Genomic DNA, 21,853 nt, shown 5'->3' on the forward strand with positions numbered 1-21,853 from the left:
CCCGGCCCCTGCCCCCAGCCCCCGGCCTTGGGAGCACGCTCTCCCTCGCCCGTTGCATTGCATAGCCTGGCTATGTAAACTCGTCGGGTGACCACGTCGACGCCCTCCGCCCCCCAGCCTGACGCTCCCCGCGACGCCAGCACGCTCGGCGGGGACCTCGTCGTCGCCTGCTCCAGGTTCGCCCGGACCGCGGCCCAGGCGATCGACGTCGACGTCTCGGTGACGATGTGGCGCATGCTCTCCAACCTCGCGCACACCGGCGACCTCAGCGTCACCGAGCTCGCGGCGATCGAGCGCACCTCGCAGCCGACTGTCTCCAAGATGGTCAAGCGGCTCGAGGCCCAGGGCCTCGTCTCACGACGGCCCGACCCCACCGACCGACGGTCCAGCGCCGTCTCCGTCACCGACGCCGGGCGAGCCTCCCTCGCCCGCTACCGTGCGTCCCTCACGACGGCCCTCGCCCCCCACCTCGCCCAGCTCGACGAGGACGACCTGCGTACGCTCGACCGCGCGCTCGACCTCCTCGCCCACCTGACCACCGAGGTGGCCGACGCAGGACCCATCACCAGCGAAAGCGTGACCTGATGACGTCCAGCACCACCCAGCACAGCACCTCTCAGCACAGCTCCAGCCCGCAGAAGTCCGCCCGGCCCGGCAAGTCCGCGCACGGCTCGTCCGGGCGCAGCACCGCAGCCCCCGGCTCCCAGCCCGCCGGTCCGCCCGGCACGGCGCCCAGCGCGGCAGGGTCCATGCTCCGCCAGCCCCGCGTCGTGTGGGCCATCGCCTTCGCCTGCGTGATCTCCTTCATGGGGATCGGCCTGGTAGACCCGATCCTCACCTCCATCGCCGCCGAGCTCGACGCCTCGTCGAGCCAGGTGATGCTGCTCTTCACCAGCTATCTGTTCATCACCGGTCTCGCGATGCTCTTCACCAGCTGGGTGTCCTCGCGTATCGGCGCCAAGAAGACGCTGCTCGCAGGACTCGCCCTCATCGTGGTCTTCGCGGCCCTCGCCGGGGCCTCGGGCTCGATAGGGCAGATCATCGGCTTCCGCGCCGGCTGGGGTCTGGGTAACGCCCTCTTCATCTCGACGGCCCTGGCGACCATCGTCGCGTCGGCGAGCGGCAGCACCGCGAGCGCGATCATCCTCTACGAGGCCGCCCTCGGTATCGGCATCGCCGTCGGTCCGCTCGTGGGCGGCGCGCTCGGCGAGGTCAGCTGGCGCGCACCGTTCTTCGGGACAGCAGCTCTCATGGCTGTCGGCTTCCTGGCGATCGTCATGTTCTTCGGGAGGTCCGCGCCGAGCACGGGCCCGAAGATCTCCGCGACGGCGTCGTTCTCGGCGCTCAAGAAGCCCGGCCTGCGGACCCTCGCCCTCGCGGCGCTGTTCTACAACTTCGGGTTCTTCGTGCTGCTCGCCTATTCGCCCTTCCCCATCGAGGCGGCCGCCGAGACCGTCGGCATCCATGTCGGTGCCCACGAGCTCGGGCTGGTGTTCTTCGGCTGGGGCATCTGCCTGGCGATCACCTCCGTGGTGGCCGCACCGCGCCTCACCCGCAGGTTCGGGCTGCACGCCGTGCTCTACGCGATGCTCGGGCTGCTCGCCCTCGACTTCGTGGTCCTGGCGACCTTCACCGACCGCTTCGCCGTGATCGTCACCGCGATCATCGTCGCCGGACTGTTCCTCGGGGTGCTCAACACGGCGCTCACCGAGGCCGTCATGGAGTCGACCGACCTGCCACGCTCGGTCGCCTCGTCGACGTACAGCGGCGTGAGGTTCATGGGCGGCGCCGTCGCACCGGCCGTCGCCGGACCGATCCGCGACCACCTGGGGCTGCCCGCCCCGTACTGGACGGCGGCCGTCGCCGTGCTCGTCGCGATCGGTGTGCTGGTGCTCGGACGCCGGACCTTCGCCCAGGACCACGACATCCCGTCGGAGAGCGCCGAGGACGAGGCCCTCGCCATCTCGGCAGGCGACGCCTGACCTGGACGAGACATGTCCCGGCCCGCCCCTAGGGTCCGGCCGTCCGGACCTGAGAAGACCACCGGGAACGCCTGCGGGCCCCGACCGTCATGGTCGGGGCCCGCAGGCTCGTGCTGGGTGAGGCCGCACCGGGCGGGGCGCTGGGCCTCGGGTCAGGGTGTCAGCGCGCGGAGCGGAACTGCGCGGTGAGCGGGCACTGGAAGGGGTCGCGGGCCGAGAGGCCGACACGGTTGAGGTACTCGATGACGATCTTGTAGGACTCGATCAGCGAGGTCTCGGTGTACTTGATGCCCTTGTCGGCGCAGAACTGCTTGACCATCGGACGGACCTCGCGCAGCGCGGGGCTCGGCATCGACGGGAACAGGTGGTGCTCGACCTGGAAGTTGAGACCGCCCATGAAGACCGCGACCCAGCGTCCGCCGTGGATGTTGCGGCTCATGAGCACCTGGCGGCGCAGGAAGTCGATCTTGACGTCGGGGCCGACAGTCGGCATGCCCTTGTGGTTCGGCGCGAAGGACGCACCCATGAAGAACCCGAAGGAGCCGAGCTGCACGGCGAGGAAGGCGAAGCCGAGACCGACAGGCATGAGCAGGAAGACCGCGGCGACGTAGCCGACGAGGCGGATGCTCACGAGAGTGAGCTCGGTGCCGCGACGCTTGACCGGGCCCTTACCGAGGATCGTGCGCAGACCGGCGACGTGCAGGTTGACACCCTCGAGCAGGAGGAGCGGGAAGAACCAGTTGCCCTGGCGGGCGACGAGCCACGCCTTGATGCCGGTCTTCGGCTTCTCGAGCGTGTTGGTCTCCCAGGTGAGCACACCGTTGAGCATGTCGGGGTCGACACCCTCGACGTTGGGCTTCTGGTGGTGCTTGGAGTGCTTGTGCAGCCACCAGCCGTAGCTGAGGCCACCGAAGAGGTTGGCGACGATCAGGCTCGCCCAGTCGTTCCACTTGCCCGAGTCGAAGATCTGGCGGTGCGCGGCGTCGTGACCGAGGAAGGCGAACTGCGTCAGCAGGAGACCGAGGCCACCGGCGACGGCGAGCTGCCACCACGAGTCACCGAGGGTGATCATGAGCGCCACGGCTCCGGCGAGCAGCCCGCACAGCAGTGCGAAGCGTCCCCAGTAGTGCGCGTAGCGACGGCGCATGAGGCCGGTCTCCTGGACAGCTCGGGTGAGCTCGGAGAAGTCGCTGACCTGACGCTTGCGTGGCGAGACCGCCTCGCTGGGGTTCATCACCGCACTGGTTGCCGTCATCGTCGTCCGTTCGTCGTCCTGCTGCACCGGGGGTCCCCGACGCTCTGACGGCAACGCTACGGAACCGTAGGTTAGGTCGACAGGGGGTTAACCCCCCTCTTCTAGGACTGAGGTCCCTGGTGGCTCTCAGGGACGGGCTCCGCGCGTCTTGGCAGGTCGCGGGCAGACGGCCGCCAGGACCGGGGCCAGGACGGGGGTCAGGCCGCAGGCCGACGGCACGCAGGCCGTCGTCGAGCAGCTCGGGGCGCGCGAGGAACAGCCGGGCTCGGGCGACGATCCCCTAGGCTCGTCTGGACCGCCTGCGACCGGCGGCCGCCCGCCCACGGAGAACCAAATGACTGCGCACGACCACGACAGCCTGGCTGCCGTCCCCGCGGGGCCGGCGCCGCTCGCGACGGTCGCCGCTGCCGCCGGCGTCTCGGTCCCCACGGTGTCGAAGGTGCTCAACTCGCGCCCAGACGTCTCCGCCGCCACCCGGGCGAAGGTCCAGGCCGCGCTCGAGGCGCACGGCCACACCGTGCGCCGACCCGTCAGCAAGCCGACGGGTCTGGTCGACATCCGGGTCGTCAGCCTGGAGAGCACCTGGTCCGAGGCCGTCGTCCGCGGGGCTGCCGAGAGCGCCCGTCGCCACGGCGTCGACCTCGTCATCACCGTCGACCCCGACCCTGACGACTGCGGGGCGTGGGTGCGGCACGCCCTGGCGCGCGGGACCGACGGGGCCGTGAGCGTCGTGACGGTGCCCGACGCCGCCGAGCGGCAGGCCTTCGCCGACGCCCTCGTACCCGTGGTCGTCGTCGACCCGCGGGTGCGCCCGCCCGAGGGCCTGCTGAGCGTCGGGGCGACCAACTGGCAGGGCGGCCTCGACGCGACGGCGCACCTGGTGGCGCTCGGTCACCGCAGGATCGGCACCATCACCGGGGACGACGCGCAGGCGAACGCGCTCGCGCGGCTCGCCGGGTACCGCACGGCGCTCATCCAGGCGGGGATCGCGCCCGACGACTCCCTCGTCCGGCGCGGCGACTTCACGGTCGACGCCGGCTACGAAGAGGCGTGGCACCTGCTGTCCCTCGACGACAGACCGACGGCCATCGTCGCGAGCAGCGACGACACAGCCCTCGGCGCGCTCCGGGCCGTGCGGGAGGCAGGGCTGCGGGTCCCCGACGACGTCTCCCTCGTCGGTTTCGACGACCTGCCGATCGCCGCGTGGCTCGACCCTGCGCTGACGACGGTCCACCAGCCGCTCGTCGAGATGGGGGCTGCAGCCGTCGACCTCCTGCACCGCGCGCGGTCGGGGACCGGTCACACCGTGCGGGCCGAGCTCGCGACGACCCTCGTCGAGCGGGCGTCGACAGCGCCCCCGCCCGCTGTCGTGCGGAGTCCTGCACACCCTCGACAGAAGACCTGAGACAGCTCCGCACAGCGCGAGGCCGCCACCGGACCACCGGCGACGGCCTCGTGCTGTCGTGCTGTCGTGCTGTCGTGCTGATCAGACCAGTCGGCGCCTGCGGACCAGGTACACCGCTGCGGAGCCGAGCAGGACCGACAGGACTGCGACCCCGACGAGAGGCACCGTCCCGTCGGCACCGGTCTGGGCGAGGTCGCGGTCCGGAGCAGCACCGTCGGCCGCCCCTCCGCCGGGGGTCGGCGCCACCGGTGCGGTGGTCTCGGGAGCCGGTGCCGGGTCTGTCGGTGCCGGGTCCGTCGGCGCCGGAGGTGTCGGCTCCTCGGTCGGTGCTGCGGCGACCTCGACCGTCACGTCCACCTCGCCCGGGGTCGTGACCCCGGCCGTGCTGGTCGTCGAGATCGCGAGGGCGTACGTGCCCGGCGCGAGAGTCGTCTGGCCGTCGCAGGACCATGCGCCGTCGGCATCGACGGGTGCCGTGCAGAGGGTCTGGACCGCGAGCGCGGCCACGTCGCCTGTCGGCGTCGCGGTGACCGTGAGCTCGGCCCCCGGCTCCCCCGTGCCGGAGAACGTGGTGCGGGGGTCGGTCAGCACTGTGCCCGTGGCAGGGGTGGTCAGGACCGGGACCACGGCCTCGGCCGAGGCGGAGAAGACCTCGGCCTCCATGAGCGGGCGCAGCGAGGCCTCGAGCTGGTCGTCGACGAAGTAGTCCTGGAGCGAGCCGTCGGTGAGGTAGTTGCCGATCGCCGCCATGATCATCGACTGGTCGAGGGACAGGTACGTCTGGGCGACGGTGCCCGAGCGGACCGCGATCGCGTCGTAGAAGCCGCCGGGTCCGTAGGAGTCGAAGTCGGACTCGAGCCCGTCGAGGTTGGCGAGCACGCCCTCGGGGTCGTAGGACAGACCGAGGAAGGAGGCGTGCGGGGTGACGACACCGTCCTGGTACTCGGGGTCGGGGTTGGTGCCCTCGGCGCAGCCGAAGCTGTCGACGTCGACGTTGGTGACGCCGTCGGAGAGGTAGCCGTCGTCACGCATGCCCAGCTGGTCGACGCCGTACTCGGCGTAGCCGCCGAAGGGGTTGGACGCCGGCGAGAAGCCCCAGTACCCGTAGCCGGCCTCGTCCAGGCCGTGCTGCTTCTGCGCCTCGACGACCAGCGGGTGGTTGACGCCCCACGAGGTCGGGCCCCACTCGGACTCGGGGACGAGCATGTCGGGCATGAGCGCCTCGAACATCGACCCGCCCCAGCCGGGGACGATCGACATGCCGCGGTAGCTGTACGCACCCTCGAAGACGTCGACGCCGAGGTACGTGCGGGTCACGCCGCTCGGGCGCGACTCCTGCCAGGCCCAGTCGCAGGTCGAGGGGAAGGTGCGCCACGTCGCGTAGTACGTCTCGGGCGGGACGTCGCCCTCGGCGATCCCGAGGTAGGTCGCGATGCGGGTCTCGGAGACTGTCGTGTCGTAGTGGTGGCCCGTGTAGTAGACGTCCTGGCCGGTGCCGAGGTAGTCCCCCGGGACCGACCCCTCGGTCTGCTTCTCGTCCCAGAACCCTCCGCGCAGCAGGCCCAGCCCGCGGTCGGGCAGGGCGTCGGCGTTGTAGTAGACGCCGAAGTTCATGTCGTCGTAGATCGCCGTCGCCTCGTCGGCCAGGCGGGGCTCGGCCTCGGCGACGACGCGCAGCGCGGCGGCGAGCCAGCCGTTGTCGACCGAGCTGAGGAACTGCTCGACGACGGCGCCGTCTCCGGGCCAGCTCCGCACCCTGTCGCCGGTGGCCGGGTCGTACCAGTTGTAGAACATGCCGCTCGGCTCGTGGCGGTCGAGGCCGTCGACGGTCGCGAGCGTCGTGCTCATGAGGTCGTAGGCCTCGTCGGCCGTGACGATGCCGAGGTCGCGCGCCATGACCGTCGACCACAGGTAGCCGCCGATGTTCGTCGGCGAGGTGTAGGCGCTACGGGTCGCGGGGTCGAGCGCGCCGCCGATGTTGTCGGCGGGCAGTCCCGTCGCCGGGTCGGTCATCGCGGCGAGCGAGTCGTAGGTGTCGGCGGCGTAGCGCTCGAGCGTGGCCTCCTGCTCGGGGGTGACGGCGCTCGGCACCACAGGGGCTGCGGCAGCCCCGGCGTGCGACGTGGTCGCGGCGGGTGCGGGCGCTGCGGCGACCAGCGAGGTCGCGACGAGCGAGGCGCCGACGGTCACGGCGCAGGCTGTGACAGCCCGCCGCAGGCCGCTCCGGGGTGCTGCGGAGACGGGGACGTCTGCCGCTGCGCCGGTCGGGGTGGGTGACGTGCGGCTGGGTGTGCCGCGGTTCGGGGATCCCATGGGTGCACTTCCTCGTGTGTCAGGGACGACGTGCCCATTTTCGTCATCGAAATTTCAGAGATACATTCCGAAAAGGCACGAAGAGACTAGTGACCGGCGTCTCACCCGTCAAGGCGTCCGAGATCGGCTCGAACCGGACACGAAGTAGCGCCGATCGGACGGACGGAGGCTCGGATTTCTCAGCAACTAAGGTTATCCTCACCTACGTGAAGCAGACTTCCCCCGGTCCCGAGACCTCCTCCGAGCACCCGTCGCTCGCGGGGACGGACCTGTTCCTCGCCTACGACAGGTCGACCGTCGTGCACGGCGCGTCGCTGCGTCTCGTCGCAGGTCAGGTGACAGCTCTCATCGGGCCCAACGGTTCGGGCAAGTCGACCCTGCTGCGCTCGCTCGCCCGGTTGCACAGGCCCACCTCCGGCACCGTGAGCCTGCCCGACGCACCCGACGCCCTCGCGCTCAAGCCCAAGGACTTCGCACGCCAGGTGACGCTCCTGTCGCAGAGCCGGCCCACGCCCAACGGCGTGACGGTCCGCGACATCGTCGGCTACGGCCGTCACCCCTACCAGGCGCGGTACCGCCGCACCGACGCCGACGGGCCCCGCGCCGTCGCCCACGCCATGGAGGTCACCGGGGTGACCGGCATGGCGGACCGCGGAGTCGACGAGCTCTCGGGCGGCGAGCTCCAGCGCGTCTGGCTCGCGACCTGCCTCGCGCAGGACACCGGGGTGCTGCTGCTCGACGAGCCCACGACCTATCTCGACCTGCGCTACCAGGTGGAGATCCTCGACCTGGTGCGCGACCTCGCCGACGACCACGGCGTGGCCGTCGGGGTCGTCCTGCACGACCTCAACCAGGCCGCGGCAGTCGCCGACCACGTCGTCCTGCTCCGCCAGGGTGTCGTCCAGGCCTCCGGGTCGGCCGTCGACGTGCTGAGGGCCGACCTGCTCAGCGAGACCTACGGGCTGCGCATCGACGTGAGCGTCGACCCGCTCACCGGGCTCGTCCGGACCGAGCCTGTCGGACGCCACACCGCCCGACGCGCCCAGCCCGCCTAGCCGGACCCGCTCACCCAGAGCACCCAGACCTCTGCTCCGAGCCCGGCCACCCGCGCCGGGACACCAGCCGCCCCGCACCCGTGGGGCCCAGCACCGAAGGACACCCATGCGCCCTACCCACCTGCTGGCACTCCCCGCAGCCCTGCTGGCCGCGGCCCTCACGCTCAGCGCGTGCGGCACCACCGAGACCCCCGACGCCGACGCCTCCGGCGACGCGACGACCGCCGCGTCGACGGGCCCGGTCACCTACACCGACGAGCGCGGCGAGCACACGCTCGACGCACCGGCCACAGCCGTGGTCTCCCTCGAGTGGGGCCTGACCGAGAACCTGCTCGCGCTCGGCGCACCCATCGTCGGCCAGGCCGACGTCGAGGGCTACAACACCTGGGACACCTCGATCGCGCTCGACCCGTCCACCCCGGACGTCGGCACGCGCGGCGAGGCGAGCCTCGAGGCGATCTCCGCCCTCGAGCCCGACCTCATCGCCGTCACGACGGACACGACCGACGCCGTGGTCGACCAGCTCGAGGACATCGCGCCCGTCGTGGTGCTCCGTGGCTCGGACGGCTCCGACCCGATCGGCTACATGCGCAGCACCGTCGAGACCCTCGCCGCCGCGACGGGCACCGACGCGAAGGGCGAGGAGCTCCTCCAGTCCTTCGACGACAAGGTCGCCGAGGGCAAGGCAGCGCTCGAAGAGGCCGGGGTCGCCGGTGCGGCCTTCACGATGGCCGACGGCTGGATCACCAACGGGACCGTCTCGGTCCGCATGTACACCTCGGGCTCGTTCTTCGGCGCGATCGGCGACGAGCTCGGCCTCGAGAACGCCTGGACCGGCGAGGGCGACCCCGACTACGGCCTCGCACAGACCGACGTCGAGGGTCTGACGGCACTCAGCGACACGAAGGACCTCACCTTCCTCTACACGGCGAGCGCGAGCGAGGCGAACCCCTTCGACGAGGGCCTCGCCGGCAACGCGATCTGGGAGCAGCTGCCCTTCGTCGCCGCAGGTGACGTGCAGCGTCTGCCCGACGGCATCTGGATGTTCGGCGGCCCGGCCTCGGCCGAGGCCTACGTCGACGCCGTCGTCGCCGCGCTGACAGCATGAGCACCGCGCAGGGGCGGGTCGACCAGCGAGCGACCCCGCTCGTCCCCGACGGTCGCGGCGAGCAGCCGCAGCTCACCGGACGTCACCCGCTCCTGCGCACAGGCGGGGTCTTCCTCGCCACCGGCCTGGTGGTCCTCGTCCTCGCGGCCGTCCACCTCACCCAGGGCACAGCGGGCCTCGGGCTCGGCGACGTCGTCAGGTCGTTGCTCGGTCTCGACGAGGGGTCGACGGCCTCGGCCGTGCTCGTGGCGTCCAGGCTGCCCAGGCTCGTCGCCGGGCTGCTGGTGGGCGCTGCCCTGGGCGCAGCCGGCGCGGCGCTGCAGTCTGTCGCCCGCAACCCGCTCGCCTCCCCCGACACCCTCGCGGTCAACGCCGGCGGGTATCTCGCGGTCGTCACTGCCGCCGTCGTCGGGATCTCCCTGCCCTTCTACCTCTCGGGGGTGCTGGCCTTCCTCGGTGGGTTGGCCGCCGCAGGGCTCGTGCTCGCCCTCTCCCAGGGAGGCAGCGCTGGGCCTACCCGCCTGATCCTCGCCGGTGCGGCCACGACCCTCGCCCTCAGCGCGGTCACGAGCGTGCTGCTCGTCCTCTTCCAGCAGCAGACCACGGGCCTCTTCGCCTGGGGCAGCGGGTCTGTCGTGCAGTCAGGCACCCGGGTCGTGACCCTCGCGGCGCCTGTGGTGCTCGTCGGTCTGCTCGGTCTCGCGCTGCTGGCACGCCGTCTCGACCTGCTCGCGCTCGGCGACGACGCAGCCCGCGTGCTCGGCGTCGACGTGCGCGGCACCCGGGTCCTCACCGTCGGGGTCGCCGTGCTGCTCTCGGCCGCCGCCGTGACCGTCGCCGGTCCGATCGGCTTCGTCGGGCTCTGCGCCCCCGTGCTCGCCCGCCTCGTCGCGCGCACAGTGCCTGGTCTCAGCCGGCACACCACGCTGCTGCCGCTCTCCGCGCTCTTCGGCATCGTCGTCGTCCTCGGCGCCGACGTGCTGCTGCGCCTCGTGCTGCCGGGGCAGTACGGCGCGGCCGTGCCCACAGGCATCGTCACCACGGTCTTCGGTGCGCTCACCCTCGTGCTCCTGGCCCGCAGGCTCCGCGACTCCGGGCCGGCCGCCAAGGGCGCTGCCGCGCACGTGCGCCCCCGGACTGCGCGCCGCAGCGTCGTGGTGGTCACGGTCCTCGGGGTGCTGCTGGTCGTCGCCGCCGTGCTCGCAGTCCTGCTCGGCGACAGGATGCTGCTGCTCGGCGACGTCTCGAACTGGTTCGCCGACCAGGCCGGCCGTCAGGTCTCCTTCGTCCTCGACCAGCGGATGCCGCGGGTCCTGGCCGCCCTGCTCGCCGGAGCCGCCCTCGGGCTCGCCGGGACGCTCGTGCAGGCGGTGTGCCGCAACCCGCTCGCCGAGCCCAGCCTGCTGGGTGTCACCGCCGGAGCCGGCCTCGGAGCCGTCACCGTGATCCTCCTCGTGCCCGGAGCGCCCGTCTGGGCCATGTCGCTCGCCGCGACGGCCGGGGCCTTCGTCACCTTCGGGCTCGTCTACCTGCTCGCGTACCGCGGCGGGCTGAGCTCGGACAGGCTCGTCCTCATCGGTGTCGGGATGAGCGCAGGCGCCAGCGCCTTCACCACCCTCGTGATCCTCGTGGTCGAGCCGTGGAACACCAACCTCGCGCTCACCTGGTTGTCGGGCTCGACCTACGGCCGCACCATGGCGCAGATCGTGCCCGTCGCCGTCGTCCTGCTCGTCGCGACGCCTCTCGCGATCTCGCGACGCCGCGAGATGGACGTGCTCTCCCTCGACGAGGACACCCCGCGCACGCTCGGCGTCTCGGTCGACCGGACCCGGCTGCTGCTGCTCTCCGCGACGGTCCTCATCACCGCGGCCGCCGTGTGCGCGGTGGGGGTCGTGGGCTTCGTCGGGCTCGTCGCGCCGCACGCGGCACGGGCGCTCGTGGGTTCGCGCAACGGACGGGTGATCCCCGTCGCGATGCTGCTCGGCGCGCTGCTCGTCTCGGTCGCGGACACCGTGGGACGGACCGTCATCGCCCCCGCGCAGATCCCCGCGGGCCTGACGACGGCGCTCATCGGCGCGCCGTACTTCGTCTGGCTGCTGTGGCGCCAGCGCACCACGCGCTGACGGACCCCCTGATCTTCTCTGGCGCTGACCGGGTCACCCCGGTCTGCCAGATCCGCCTGGCCGGAGCCGTCCACGGACCTCGCCAGCACCGCCCACCTGATCCCTCCTGGAAGGACCTCCGATGAGCACCCCGACCCGCCCGCGCGCTCCCCGCCGCACACACCTCCTGATCGCCGCTCCCCTGCTCGCCGCCACCCTGCTCACCGGGTGCTCGACCGTCACCGACGGCGCCGACGCGACCGGCAGCACAGCCTCCGGCGAGGCGACCTCGGCCGCCCCGACGACGCAGACCATCGAGCACGCCCGTGGCACGACCGAGGTCCCCGCCGAGCCGCTGCGGGTGGTCGTCCTCGAACCCGTGCAGCTCGACACCGCCGTCGCCCTGGGTGTCGTCCCGGTCGGTGCCGCTGTGCTCAGCGACGAGGCCGGCATCCCCGCGTACCTCGGCGAGGAGGCCGCGGGCATCGAGTCCGTCGGTACCGTCACCGAGCCGAGCATCGAGAAGATCGCCGCCCTCGAGCCCGACCTCATCCTCGGGACGGAGTCGCGCCACTCGGCGCTCTACGACCGCCTCGACGAGATCGCGCCCACGGTGTTCATGGCGACCCAGACCGACCCGTGGACCGAGAACGTCGCGCTCGTCGCCCGCGCCCTCGGCGACGAGGCCGGGGCGCAGACCCTGCTCGACGACTTCGACGCGCGCTGCACCGAGGTCGCGGACGAGCACGACACGGCCGGCAAGACCGCCCAGCTCATCCGTCCGCGCGACGGACAGCTGAGCCTCTACGGGCCGACCTCCTTCGCCGGGAGCGCCCTCGAGTGCGCGGGCTTCACCACCCCCGAGCGCGACTGGGAAGACTCGATCTCCGTCGACCTGTCCTACGAGCGGGTCTTCGAGGCTCAGGCCGACCTCGTCCTCGTCACCACCTCGGACACCAGCGACCCGGCGACCATGCCTGAGGTCATCACGACGAACGCCGACGCCTTCCCCGACGCCCACCTGGTCGACCAGTCCTTCTGGATCACCGGCGTCGGCCCGCTCGGCGGGATGACGGTGCTGGACGACCTCGACAGGATCCTCGCGGAGCAGTAGCCCACCGGCACAGGACGAGGGCCTCGCCCTCGTCCTGTGTCCAGGCTGCCGCCCGCGCTCACCGGCCCGACCACCGGCCCCGGACGCAGAAGAACCCGGCTCCTGAGGAGCCGGGTTCTTCTGTCGTGCTGTGGTGGAGCTAAGGAGATTCGAACTCCTGACCTCTTCGATGCGAACGAAGCGCGCTACCAACTGCGCCATAGCCCCAGGTCTGACGACCGGACGAACCGGTGTGCCGAACCGCTGTCTAGCCTAGCACCCAGGTGGAGGTGCTCCGCACAGGAGCGGTCACTCCCCCGCAGCCCGGCGGCGGGCCAGGACGGAGTTGAGGTTCACGCCGAGGCTGTCCTCGGACGGCTCCTCGGCGGTCACCGTGGCCGGAGCGGGCTGCGCGGGGCTGGCCCCGGCGAGCTCGGCACGACGCTCCTCCGTGAGCTTGCGGAGCTCGGCCGTGAGGGGCGCGGGCTCCCAGCGGGGCGCGGTCGACTTGAGGGTGTAGACCGGGCGCGGGACGGCGACGGGCTCCCAGTCGGTGCTCTCGCCCTCCTGGGCTGGAGCGGGCTGGCGGGCGGCAGGGGCGGCCGATGACGCACGGTCAGCGCCGCCGGTCGGACGAGAGGCCGAGGATGCCTCCGGCTCGGCAGTCTCAGCCGTTCGGGCGGCAGCCGTCGGAGCGACGGTCCGCTCTGCCTCGGCGCCGCTCGTCGCGGCGGCGGTCTTGGCGGCAGTGGTCTTGGCTGTCGTCGAGCTCTCCGCACCCTGGCCCGCCACGCCTGCAGCACCCGCAGCCCGCACGCGGGAGATCATCTCGGTCTGAGTCTGCGAGGAGTGCACGGCACGACCGGTCACGGTGGTGCGCACAGCAGGTGCGGGGCGTCCGGCACGGCGCAGCGCTGCGGGGCGGGCGGCCTCGCGGGCCGCCTCACGCTCCCTGGCAGCAGCGTCGGCGCGGGCGTTCGCGAGGACGGCGCGACGTCCGAGGACGAGCACCGAGACGAGGAGGACGGCGGGGACAGCCACGGTCCAGACGGGCAGGGACGTCACGGCGACGATCACGCCGACGAGGGCTGTGAGCACCACGAGGCCGAGCGTGAGGGTCGCGCGGCGGCGCGCAGCAGCGGCGCGGCGCGCGAGCAGCGCGTCGCGCGAGGCCGACCCGTACGAGTCGTTCCGCTCCATGTCCTGCACTCCATCCGTGATCTGACGCCGAGCCCGCACCGTCGTGCCGATCGGCGGTGTCAGCAACGACACGTCCACACTGCTCGACGTCGTGCAGTCACCATGCTTCTGAGAGACGGCCTGCGCGGACCGTCCCGTGGTGCTCTTGCTGGGTGACGAGTCACCGCTCGCGACCGCGAGGACACGCAGACGACCGGAGAACCTGTCGTCCACCCGCGACTCGAGCAGCTGCTGACGGTGACGCAACCTCTGAGGGACCAGGTAGGCCAACCACAGCACGACCACAGCCACGACGACGATACCGGCTGGTGATCCCACACGCTGACGTTAGGCGAGGTGGCAGCACCGACCGTGGACGCACCCCGGCGTGTCGGCCCCGGGCCGCTGTCGCGGTCGATGCAGGGCTCCCCGTCGCCGTCAGGCGCCCTGCGTGGACCGCCACCGGGCGAGCAGCCCGTCCGGCACCTCGGGGGCTGTCAGAGCGAAGGTCCTGTGGTCGCACCACCGGCCCTGGATGTGCAGGTACGCCTCGCGCAGACCTTCGTCGCGCAGCCCGAGCTTCTCGACCACCCGCAGGCTCGGCGCGTTCTCGGGCCTGATGTTGATCTCGACCCTGTGCAGCCCGAGCTCGAAGAAGCAGTGGTCGGCGGCCATCGCGACGGCCGTCGGGATCACACCCCGTCCTGCGACGTGCTGGCCGACCCAGTAGCCGATGCTCGCCGAGCACAGCGAGCCGTAGGTGATCGAGGAGACCGTCAGCTGGCCGACGAGCTCGCCGTCCAGCTCGACCGCGAAGGGCAGCGTCGAGCCGTCGCGGGCAGCCTTGTCCAGGGCCCTGACGTAGCCCGTGAAGGACGGCGGGCGCGTGGGCTGCGTCCGTCCCGGCCACCCGCGGTGACGGCCCTGGCGGTCGAGGCCTGTCGGTGCCGGGGTGGTGGCCTCCCACCGCTCGAGCCAGTCCTGGTTGTCCGCCCGCAGGTCCATCCACGCGTCGCGGTCCGCCCGGCGCAGGCGCCGGAGCAGCAGCGTCCCGCCGGGGGCGCGCAGCGAGTCGTCCCGCAGGATCACCGGCCAGCGCGGCGCCCAGACCACACCCACCGCTAGCCCTCGAGGACCAGGCAGTGCACGCGGTCGCCGAAGCGCACCTCGGACTCGCCCTCGGGCACGACGGCCAGCGCGTTGGCCTCGGCGAGCCCTGCGACCGAGAGGTCTTCGAGACGGGTCGGGTCGCCGACGGGCGTCACGTGGTACCCACCGTCAGGCGACCCGACGAGGACCGCGGGGACGAACTGGCGCACACCCGCGGGGCTGCGCCAGCCGACAGCCGCGTGGGCCGCGACGGACGGCCTGTAGATGTCTGTGTAGCCGGCCATCGCGCGCAGCGCCGGCCGCACGAAGACCTCGTAGGAGATCTGCGCGGCGACGGGGTGCCCGGGCAGGGAGAAGACCGGGATCGTGTCTCCGGGGTTGTCGGTGCTGTCGCCGATGCCGGCGTGGAGCGTCCCGAGGCCCTGGTTGCGCCCGGGGACCATCGCGACGTGGTCGAAGCGGACCGTGCCGAGCGGGGCCAGCACGTCCTTGAGGGTGTCGTGCGACCCCTCCGACAACCCGCCGGTGGTGATGAGCAGGTCGGCGCGGACCAGCTGGTCTTCGATCATCTCGCGCAGGCGGGTCTGGTCGTCGCTCACCGGCGCCACCTGGATCGCGATGGCTCCGGCGTCCTGGACGGCGGTCCGCAGGGAGGGACCGTTCGCGTCGAACACCCCGGGACGGGTCGAGCCCGGCTGGACCAGCTCGTCGCCGACGGGGAGGATCACGACGCGCGGCGCGGGGTGCACCCTGATCCGGGCGTAGCCGAGGCTCGCCGCGAAGGCCAGCTGCCGGGCGTCGAGGCGGGTGCCGTGGCGCAGCGCGACGGTCCCGGCACGCACGTCGGAGCCGACGGCGCGGACGTTGGCGCCGGGGGCGAGCTCGGCCATGACGCGGACCTTGGCGGCCCCGCGGTCGGTCGCCCAGACGGGGACGAGCGCGTCGGCCCCCACGGGCATGGGCACCCCCGAGCTCACCAGGACGCTCTGACGCGGCGCGAGCCTGAAGGGCTCGTCGGCAGCGGACCAGACGTCGTGGGTGACGGGCAGGACGACGGGTGACTCGTGGCTCGCTCCGGCGAGGTCCTGGGAGCGCACCGCGTAGCCGTCGCAGGTCGCCAGCGGTCGCGAGGGGATGTCCTCGGTGACGACGATGTCGGCCGCGAGGATGCAGCCCGCGGCATCGGTCAGGACCACGTCGAGCGCGGGGACGGGCAGGGCGACGGCGAGGACCGCCGCGAGCTGGTCCTGGACGCTCTTCACCGCTGAGCCACCGCCGTCGTCAAGACGCTCGAGCAGCACGGGGCGGTAGGGGTGGTCGCGCTCATCCGGCCAGGGTAGTGCAGATACGACTCTGCGCAGGTCCTGACCGGGTCACACCCCGGATGGGGCGTTTCTTTGAGATACTTTGACCATGAGTGGTCCAGCACAGCCGTACCCTGTCCACGCGGCGCTCGAGGCGGAGGACGCCAAGAGCGCCCTGCGCACAGCGATCCGCTCGGCCCGCGACGCGCGCACGGAGCGCCGACGCGACGAGGCCGCGCACGCCCTGGCCGAGGTCGTGCTGACCATCCCCGAGGTGCGCGACGCCCGACGCGTGGGCCTCTACGCCGCCCGTCCGGCCGAGCCCGGGACGGCTCCGCTGCTCGACGCCCTCGACGAGCTCGGCAAGACCATCTTGCTGCCGGTGCTCGGCGCAGGTCTCCAGCGCGACTGGGCCCCCTACGCCGGGGCCCACGACCTCTTGCAGCGCGCCCCGGGGCGCCCGCCCGAGCCCTCCGGCGACCCTGTCGGTCCGTCGGCCCTCGAAGACGTCGACGTGGTGATCGCCCCCGCTCTCGCGGTGGACACCTCCGGCACGCGGCTGGGCCAGGGCGGCGGCTGGTACGACCGCGCCCTCACCTTCGTGAGGCCCGACGTGAAGATCGTCGCCGTGGTGTTCCCCGAGGAGATCTACGACGCGCAGGAGCGCCCGCTCCCCCGCGAGGAGCACGACCGCCCCGTGCACGGGTACGCCACTCCGCACGGCTGGGAGTGGATCACGGCGTGAGCGTGAGCTCGTCCTCCGACGCCGTCTCGACGGCCTCGCGGCTCGACCGCCACGTGTAGGAGTCGCCGGCCGCCCAGGTCGACAGCTGGTCTTCGTAATGGCTGCTGGCCGGGTGGCCCGACGTTCCGGTCACCACGACCCAGGTCGAGGCGTCGAGGTCGGCCAGGTCGACGACCGCCCGCATCGACGGACCTGCGGTCACCTCGAAGGAGCCTGTCGAGGCGTCCCACGACGTGGCATCGACGATCGCCGCGCCACCGCTCATCTCGAGGGTCGGCGGGTTGACGAAGCCACGGACGATGCCTGGGACCGACTCCCCGCCGAGCACGGGGTGCTCGAGGTCGAGCGTGTGCAGGGAGCCCCAGCGCCAGTCCGACGGGTCGCTGCCGAGACGGACCGTGAGCTCGGACCGGGCGTTGACCAGAGCCTGCTGGAGGATCGAGTCGCGCGTCTCGACGATGTTGGCCGTGCGCCTGTCGTCCCACCACGAGCTCATCGGGTCGTCGAGCCGGGTGCGGACCACCTCGAGCCACCGGTCGCTGCCGTCGGCCGCGGCCTCCTCGGAGAGCTCGTCGTCGAAGGTCAGCGCGAGCATCTCGGCCCAGACCGCCGAGAAGTAGGCGGCCGCCGGTGAGTCGGCGTCCTGGCTGTAGTCCCAGTCACGCAGCAGGTCCTGCCCGCCGCGCTCGAAGCCCGTCGTGAGCCGCTGCTCGAGGAGCACGGGGACGAGCAGCCGCGCGAAGGGGTTGTCGGTGTCGCCCTGGATCCGCTCCATGTCGTCGACGGTGAAGGGCGTGCCAGCCGCGATCTGCTCTTCGAGCAGCGTGCGGATGCGCTGCGACCTGAAGCCGTAGTCCCAGTCCGAGGTGAGGTACGGCCCGGCCCCGGCCGGTGCGACGGCCTGGTTCGCCGCGACGATGAACCCCTCGGCCGGGTCGAGGACCGAGGGCATCGTGGCAGGGTCGACGGTGCCCTGCCAGTCGTAGGCGCTGTCCCAGCCGGGCCGCGGCCACGTGCCGTCGGAGGGCATGGGTCCCTCCACAGCGCCGCGGACCGGGATCGTGCCTGGAGCCTGGTAGCCGATGTGGCCGTCGGTCGTCGCGAAGACGATGTTCTGCGACGGGACCTCGAACAGCCGTGCCGCTGCGGCGATGTCCTCGGCGTCGGCCGCGGTGTTCATGGCGAAGATCGCGTCGGCGGTCCGCCCGGGTGTCAGCGCGGTCCAGCCGAGGGCTACCTCGTAGCCACCTCCCCCGGCACGGAGCACGCCGTCGACGACCTCGGTCGGCGTCCCGGTGACGGGGGCGACGTCGAGCACGTCGGAGATGATCGGACCGTGGCCGGTCGACCGCACCTCGAGGGTGACGTCGTCCGCGCCGGCGACCTTGATGACCTCGGTCCGCGTGGTCATCTCGTTCCAGGTCCCGTCGACCTGGTACGTGTCGTCCTGCGTGCGCTCGACGAAGAAGTCTGTGACGTCGGCCCCGAGGTTCGTGATCCCCCAGGCGAGCCCGGGGTTGTGGCCGATGATCACACCGGGGAAGCCTGCGAAGGAGAAGCCGGTGACGTCGAAGGGGCAGGCGTCGCCCACGGCGTCGCAGTGCAGACCGACCTGCGCCCAGATGCTCGGGGCGGCGAGGCCGAGGTGCGGGTCGTTGGCCAGCATCGGGCTGCCCGTGGCCGTGTGCTCGCCCGAGACCACCCACGAGTTCGAGCCGATACCCGCTCCGCGTCCGACGAGGACCGGGACTGCCGAGACCGCCTGCGCCGCAGAGTCGACAGCTCCGGCAACCGCGGGGGACGTGAGGTCGAGGGGGTCCGAGGACGCCCCGGCTCCGGCCCCGCTGGGAGCGGGCGTGCTGTTCGCGGCGGCCGCCTCGGCGGAGAGGATCGGCGCGTTGACGGTGTCCGGGTAGTCGGGGAAGAGCTCGTCGACACGTCCCACGTCGCGGACCGTGGCGAGGGACTGCGCCCGGGCCAGCTCGTCGTCGTAGTTGCCGCGCAGGTCCCAGGCCATCGCCTTGAGCCAGGCGAGGGAGTCGACGGGGTCCCAGCGCTCCGGGTCCTCGACGGAGACCTGCAGACCGAGCACGGAGTACTCGACGGCGATCTGCGAGGTCGAGCGCTCGGCGAGATACGCGTTGACGCCGTCGGCGTAGGCCTGGAGGTAGTTCTTGGTGTCGGAGTCGAGGATCTCCCACTCCTGCTCGGCGACCTCGCGCCACCCGAAGGTGCGGATCACCTTGTCCGCCTCGAGGGCGTCGGCGTTCTCGCCCACCAGCTCCGAGAGCCGACCCGCGGTGACGTGACGTCGGTAGTCCATCTCAAAGAACCTGTCCTGAGCCTGCACGTAGCCCTGGGCCATGAAGAGGTCCGCTGCCGTCGAGGCGTAGATGTCCGGGACACCCTGCGCGTCGCGGTGCACGGTGACTGGCGCGGAGAGACCGGCGACGCTCAGCTCGCCCGAGGTGGTCGGCAGGGGTCGCCGGACCAGCACAGCGGTGGTGACGACCGTCGCCACGAGGGCGACGACGAGCAGGAGGGCGAGGGCGACGAGGGAACGGCGGAGAGCGACATGACGAGAGGGCACGGTGCGAGGTTACGTGCTCGGCCCGACACCCGCCCCCGGCGGGCGAGATCGTTACCTGGCGGGTGTGCCGGAGCCCACTTCCAGGTGCGGCGGCGGAGACGTATGATTAGCACTCGGTCGACCCGAGTGCTAGAACGGGCAACGCGTCGCAGCCTGCACGTCGGGTCGCGTCCCTCCTGCCCGGCCCGCGCGGGAGACCGATCCCTACCCGGGTGCGCCGGTGCGCCCGACCCCCTACAGGTTCTCGAGGAGATCTCCGTGCCCCTCTACGCGTACACGTGCACCGCGTGCGGCCACAGCTTCGACATCCACCAGTCCTTCGCCGAGGACGCGCTGACAGTCTGCCCCGAGTGCGAGGGCCGTCTGCGCAAGGTGTTCTCCCCCGTCGGCGTGGTCTTCAAGGGCTCCGGCTTCTACCGCACGGACAACAGCTCGAAGAAGTCCTCGGGCTCGTCCTCGGGCTCGTCGAAGCCCGCCTCGGCCTCGAGCAGCACGAGCTCGTCGAGCGACAGTTCGAGCACGTCGGCCTCGTCCTCGAGCACCTCGGGCTCGTCCAGCTCGTCTGGCTCGTCCAGCGCCTCGGGGTCGTCCAGCTCGTCGAAGGCCTCGACGTCGTCAGGCTCCTCCGGCTCCTGACTCAGCACAGTCTCCGCGCACGGCCGTCGTCCCCAGGGGCGGCGGCCGTCGTCGTGTCCACAGGCGGCTCGGATCCGGCACCGGCACGGTCTGAGGATCCCTAGCGTGCAGGCATGCGCACACAGTCCCGCACACCCGACCGGGTCAGTCCTCGGGGCAGGCCGGCACCTGACCTGCCCGACCGTGCCACCGCGCGCTCTCGCCCACTGACCCATCGCACCGACCGCTCCGACAGCTCCGGCCGCTCCGGTCCCGGCGGACGACGAACCGAACGCGCCGGGGCCAGCTCGTCGCTCGTGGCCCGCCCAGGGGCGCTGGTCCCTCCGCGGGTGCGGCGTCGAGCGCGGGCTCTGCTGTGGCGGCACAGGTTCGTCGTCGCCGCACTGCTCGTCGGGCTCGCCGCAGCCGTGGTCGTCCACAGGCTCGCTCCTCCCCCCGAGCCGCGGCAGGCCGTGGTCGTCGCGGCCTCCACGCTGCCCGCCGGCACGACGCTCGGCGCCGCGGACCTGCGGACGGTCGACCTCCCCCTCGACGTGGTCGCCGAGGGATGGCACTCGGACCGCTCCGCCGTCGTGGGTCGCACCCTCGCGCTCGACGTCCCCGAAGGCACGATCCTCGGGGCTCCGCTGCTGGTCGACGAGGCTGCGACGGGACCACCGGGCACCGTCGTGGCAGGGGTGCGCCTGGCCGAGCCGGCACTGGTCGCGGTGCTGTCGCCAGGGATGCACGTCGACCTGCTCGCGGCAGCCCCGACACTGGACGGTGCCGAGGGCGCGTCCGCCGCCCCGGCGACGACCCTCGCCGTGAGGGCGCTCGTCCTGCCTCAGCCAGCCAGCGCTGCAGACGACGGAGACGGGATCCTCGGTTCGGCAGGGAGCGCCGGTGACGCGGCCGAGCTGGTGCTCGTCGCGGTCACACCCGACGAGGCCTCGCTGCTCGCGAACGTCGCCGGACGCCAGGCCGTGTCCGCAGTGGTCGTGCGATGATCTTGTCGTCAATCGTCACCTCTGGAAGTGGGGATCCATGAAGAACGTCGCGAACGGCTTCAAAGAATTCATCATGCGCGGCAACGCCATCGACCTGGCCGTCGGTGTCATCATCGGTGCGGCATTCGGTGCCGTGGTCAACGCGATCGTCGACAACCTGCTCACACCGCTGATCGCCGCGATCTTCAGCGAGCCGAACCTCGACTCGGTCATGACCTTCGAGATCAACGACGCCGTGTTCAGCATCGGTACCGTGCTCACAGCGCTGATCAACCTGTTCTTCATCGCGCTCGCGCTGTACTTCTGCGTGGTCCTGCCGCTCAACCACCTGCAGAAGCTCCGCAAGAAGGGCGTCATCGAGGAGCCGGAGGGCCCGTCGGAAGACGTCCTCATCCTCACGCAGATCCGCGACCTGCTGCTCGCCCAGAACGGTGGCCCGGCGCTCGGCACCTCGTCCGCGCCGTCCACCCCGGACGCCCCGACCACGAAGCCGCCGGTCCCGCCCGTCGCCTGACGCAGGCCCGCCCGAGCGACACCCGGTCCCCACAACGCGAGAGGCCGCAGCACCCCACGGTGCTGCGGCCTCTCGCGTACGGAATCCTCCACGTGCGTCGTGCTTCGCGTGCCGGGCCTGCTCGCGCGCCCGACCTCGTCGCTGCTGCGACCTCGCGCAGTCTCGGCCCCTGGCGTGCTGCAGCACCGCGGGCGCGACCTGAGATCACCAGTGCGGCGGCACGTCCCGACGCAGCCGGTCGTCGTTGGCGTCGTCAGCCGACCCGTTGCCGGTGACCTCGTCGGCCCAGCCAGACGAGGTCTCGTCCGCGCTCAGCCCTGCGACAGCCTCACGCTCGGGCCCCTTCCGGACCACCCGGCGGTGCCCACGTCGACGCGGTGTCTCGGGAGCGCCAGCAGGATCAGCCCCCTCGCGCTGCACCACCGAGGCCGGTCGCTCCGGAGCAGAATGCCCCGGGCCAGGGCGGCCGCCGTCCG

18 protein-coding genes, 1 tRNA gene and 1 pseudogene are annotated in these 21,853 nt (G+C 72.0%); 11 read left to right on the forward strand and 9 right to left on the reverse strand.

Annotated elements, in window-relative coordinates; genetic code table 11:
* The first annotated feature begins 87 nt into the window (after positions 1-87).
* Entirely contained in the window at positions 88-585 is a 498-nt protein-coding gene (locus HZZ10_RS11025) for a MarR family winged helix-turn-helix transcriptional regulator (protein WP_056128495.1), read from the forward strand.
* Positions 585-1,982, forward strand: coding sequence for an MFS transporter (locus HZZ10_RS11030; RefSeq protein WP_179913545.1), 1,398 nt, complete (start codon positions 585-587; stop codon positions 1,980-1,982). The genes HZZ10_RS11025 and HZZ10_RS11030 overlap by 1 nt, the downstream gene beginning before the upstream one ends.
* Positions 1,983-2,142: 160 nt before the next feature.
* Here the strand turns inward: HZZ10_RS11030 and HZZ10_RS11035 are convergent, their stop codons facing one another.
* Positions 2,143-3,237: a fatty acid desaturase family protein gene (locus HZZ10_RS11035; RefSeq protein WP_228087448.1), complete on the reverse strand. Its 1,095-nt coding sequence runs from the start codon at positions 3,235-3,237 to the stop codon at positions 2,143-2,145.
* 334 nt (positions 3,238-3,571) lie between these two features.
* Between HZZ10_RS11035 and HZZ10_RS11040 the strand changes: the two genes are divergently transcribed.
* Positions 3,572-4,642 carry a LacI family DNA-binding transcriptional regulator gene (locus tag HZZ10_RS11040; RefSeq protein ID WP_179913546.1) on the forward strand — a complete coding sequence of 357 codons (1,071 nt, stop codon included), beginning with the start codon at positions 3,572-3,574 and terminating at the stop codon, positions 4,640-4,642.
* 81 nt (positions 4,643-4,723) lie between these two features.
* Here the strand turns inward: HZZ10_RS11040 and HZZ10_RS11045 are convergent, their stop codons facing one another.
* Positions 4,724-6,955 (reverse strand): glucoamylase family protein, encoded by a 2,232-nt coding sequence (locus tag HZZ10_RS11045; RefSeq protein WP_218928681.1) that lies wholly within the window; start codon positions 6,953-6,955, stop codon positions 4,724-4,726.
* Positions 6,956-7,161: 206 nt separating this feature from the next.
* Here HZZ10_RS11045 and HZZ10_RS11050 point away from each other — a divergent pair, with 206 nt between their 5' ends.
* From HZZ10_RS11050 to HZZ10_RS11065, 4 genes are all read left to right on the forward strand, one after another.
* A complete protein-coding gene (locus HZZ10_RS11050) occupies positions 7,162-8,010 on the forward strand; it encodes an ABC transporter ATP-binding protein (RefSeq protein WP_179913547.1) in 849 nt (282 codons plus the stop codon).
* A 106-nt stretch (positions 8,011-8,116) separates the two neighbouring features.
* Positions 8,117-9,118, forward strand: a complete 1,002-nt coding sequence (locus HZZ10_RS11055) for an iron-siderophore ABC transporter substrate-binding protein (RefSeq protein WP_179913548.1) — start codon at positions 8,117-8,119, stop codon at positions 9,116-9,118.
* The gene (locus HZZ10_RS11060) at positions 9,115-11,241 is read left to right on the forward strand and encodes an iron ABC transporter permease (RefSeq protein WP_179913549.1); all 2,127 of its coding nucleotides are present in this window, start codon (positions 9,115-9,117) and stop codon (positions 11,239-11,241) included. The genes HZZ10_RS11055 and HZZ10_RS11060 overlap by 4 nt, the downstream gene beginning before the upstream one ends.
* Positions 11,242-11,362: 121 nt before the next feature.
* Positions 11,363-12,334 carry an ABC transporter substrate-binding protein gene (locus tag HZZ10_RS11065; protein WP_179913550.1) on the forward strand — a complete coding sequence of 324 codons (972 nt, stop codon included), beginning with the start codon at positions 11,363-11,365 and terminating at the stop codon, positions 12,332-12,334.
* 131 nt (positions 12,335-12,465) lie between these two features.
* On the opposite strand, the gene HZZ10_RS11070 is transcribed toward HZZ10_RS11065, so the two are convergent.
* The 4 genes from HZZ10_RS11070 to HZZ10_RS11085 form a co-directional block, all read right to left on the reverse strand.
* Positions 12,466-12,541: transfer RNA gene (locus tag HZZ10_RS11070), tRNA-Ala, on the reverse strand.
* 81 nt (positions 12,542-12,622) lie between these two features.
* Positions 12,623-13,831 (reverse strand): SepX/GlpR family protein, encoded by a 1,209-nt coding sequence (locus HZZ10_RS11075; RefSeq protein ID WP_179913551.1) that lies wholly within the window; start codon positions 13,829-13,831, stop codon positions 12,623-12,625.
* Between the two features lie 99 nt (positions 13,832-13,930).
* Positions 13,931-14,611, reverse strand: coding sequence for a GNAT family N-acetyltransferase (locus tag HZZ10_RS11080; protein ID WP_082543748.1), 681 nt, complete (start codon positions 14,609-14,611; stop codon positions 13,931-13,933).
* 2 nt (positions 14,612-14,613) lie between these two features.
* On the reverse strand, positions 14,614-15,864 hold the full coding sequence (locus HZZ10_RS11085) for a molybdopterin molybdotransferase MoeA (protein ID WP_179913552.1): 1,251 nt from the start codon (positions 15,862-15,864) through the stop codon (positions 14,614-14,616).
* Positions 15,865-16,015: 151 nt separating this feature from the next.
* Between HZZ10_RS11085 and HZZ10_RS11090 the strand changes: the two genes are divergently transcribed.
* The gene (locus HZZ10_RS11090) at positions 16,016-16,651 is read left to right on the forward strand and encodes a 5-formyltetrahydrofolate cyclo-ligase (protein ID WP_179913553.1); all 636 of its coding nucleotides are present in this window, start codon (positions 16,016-16,018) and stop codon (positions 16,649-16,651) included.
* Here the strand turns inward: HZZ10_RS11090 and HZZ10_RS11095 are convergent.
* On the reverse strand, positions 16,641-19,241 hold the full coding sequence (locus HZZ10_RS11095; RefSeq protein WP_179913554.1) for a penicillin acylase family protein: 2,601 nt from the start codon (positions 19,239-19,241) through the stop codon (positions 16,641-16,643). The genes HZZ10_RS11090 and HZZ10_RS11095 overlap by 11 nt on opposite strands.
* Positions 19,242-19,343: 102 nt before the next feature.
* On the opposite strand from HZZ10_RS11095, the pseudogene HZZ10_RS19825 reads away from it, so the two are divergent.
* Positions 19,344-19,640, forward strand: a pseudogene (locus HZZ10_RS19825) (FmdB family zinc ribbon protein); the annotation flags it as partial.
* A 14-nt stretch (positions 19,641-19,654) separates the two neighbouring features.
* On the opposite strand, the gene HZZ10_RS19830 reads toward HZZ10_RS19825, so the two are convergent.
* Complete coding sequence (locus tag HZZ10_RS19830) at positions 19,655-19,885, reverse strand: hypothetical protein (RefSeq protein WP_306525994.1); 231 nt, start codon at positions 19,883-19,885, stop codon at positions 19,655-19,657.
* A 321-nt stretch (positions 19,886-20,206) separates the two neighbouring features.
* Here HZZ10_RS19830 and HZZ10_RS11105 point away from each other — a divergent pair, with 321 nt between their 5' ends.
* Complete coding sequence (locus HZZ10_RS11105; RefSeq protein WP_179913556.1) at positions 20,207-20,863, forward strand: SAF domain-containing protein; 657 nt, start codon at positions 20,207-20,209, stop codon at positions 20,861-20,863.
* 37 nt (positions 20,864-20,900) lie between these two features.
* Positions 20,901-21,377 (forward strand): large conductance mechanosensitive channel protein MscL, encoded by a 477-nt coding sequence (gene mscL, locus HZZ10_RS11110; protein ID WP_179913557.1) that lies wholly within the window; start codon positions 20,901-20,903, stop codon positions 21,375-21,377.
* 204 nt (positions 21,378-21,581) lie between these two features.
* Here mscL and HZZ10_RS11115 read toward each other — a convergent pair whose 3' ends face one another.
* A complete protein-coding gene (locus HZZ10_RS11115) occupies positions 21,582-21,731 on the reverse strand; it encodes a hypothetical protein (protein WP_179913558.1) in 150 nt (49 codons plus the stop codon).
* Positions 21,732-21,853 lie beyond the last annotated feature (122 nt).

The organism is Sanguibacter inulinus, from assembly GCF_013415325.1.
In the GTDB taxonomy this organism is placed as follows: Bacteria; Actinomycetota; Actinomycetes; order Actinomycetales; family Cellulomonadaceae; genus Sanguibacter; species Sanguibacter inulinus.

Coding starts and splice junctions, on each gene's coding strand:
- HZZ10_RS11090 (WP_179913553.1), top strand. CDS start 16,016: ATGAGTGGTCCAGCACAGCCGTACCCTGTCCACGCGGCGCTCGAGGCG.
- HZZ10_RS11045 (WP_218928681.1), bottom strand. CDS start 6,955: ATGGGATCCCCGAACCGCGGCACACCCAGCCGCACGTCACCCACCCCG.
- HZZ10_RS11030 (WP_179913545.1), top strand. CDS start 585: ATGACGTCCAGCACCACCCAGCACAGCACCTCTCAGCACAGCTCCAGC.
- mscL (WP_179913557.1), top strand. CDS start 20,901: ATGAAGAACGTCGCGAACGGCTTCAAAGAATTCATCATGCGCGGCAAC.
- HZZ10_RS11065 (WP_179913550.1), top strand. CDS start 11,363: ATGAGCACCCCGACCCGCCCGCGCGCTCCCCGCCGCACACACCTCCTG.
- HZZ10_RS11040 (WP_179913546.1), top strand. CDS start 3,572: ATGACTGCGCACGACCACGACAGCCTGGCTGCCGTCCCCGCGGGGCCG.
- HZZ10_RS11035 (WP_228087448.1), bottom strand. CDS start 3,237: ATGACGGCAACCAGTGCGGTGATGAACCCCAGCGAGGCGGTCTCGCCA.
- HZZ10_RS11055 (WP_179913548.1), top strand. CDS start 8,117: ATGCGCCCTACCCACCTGCTGGCACTCCCCGCAGCCCTGCTGGCCGCG.
- HZZ10_RS11060 (WP_179913549.1), top strand. CDS start 9,115: ATGAGCACCGCGCAGGGGCGGGTCGACCAGCGAGCGACCCCGCTCGTC.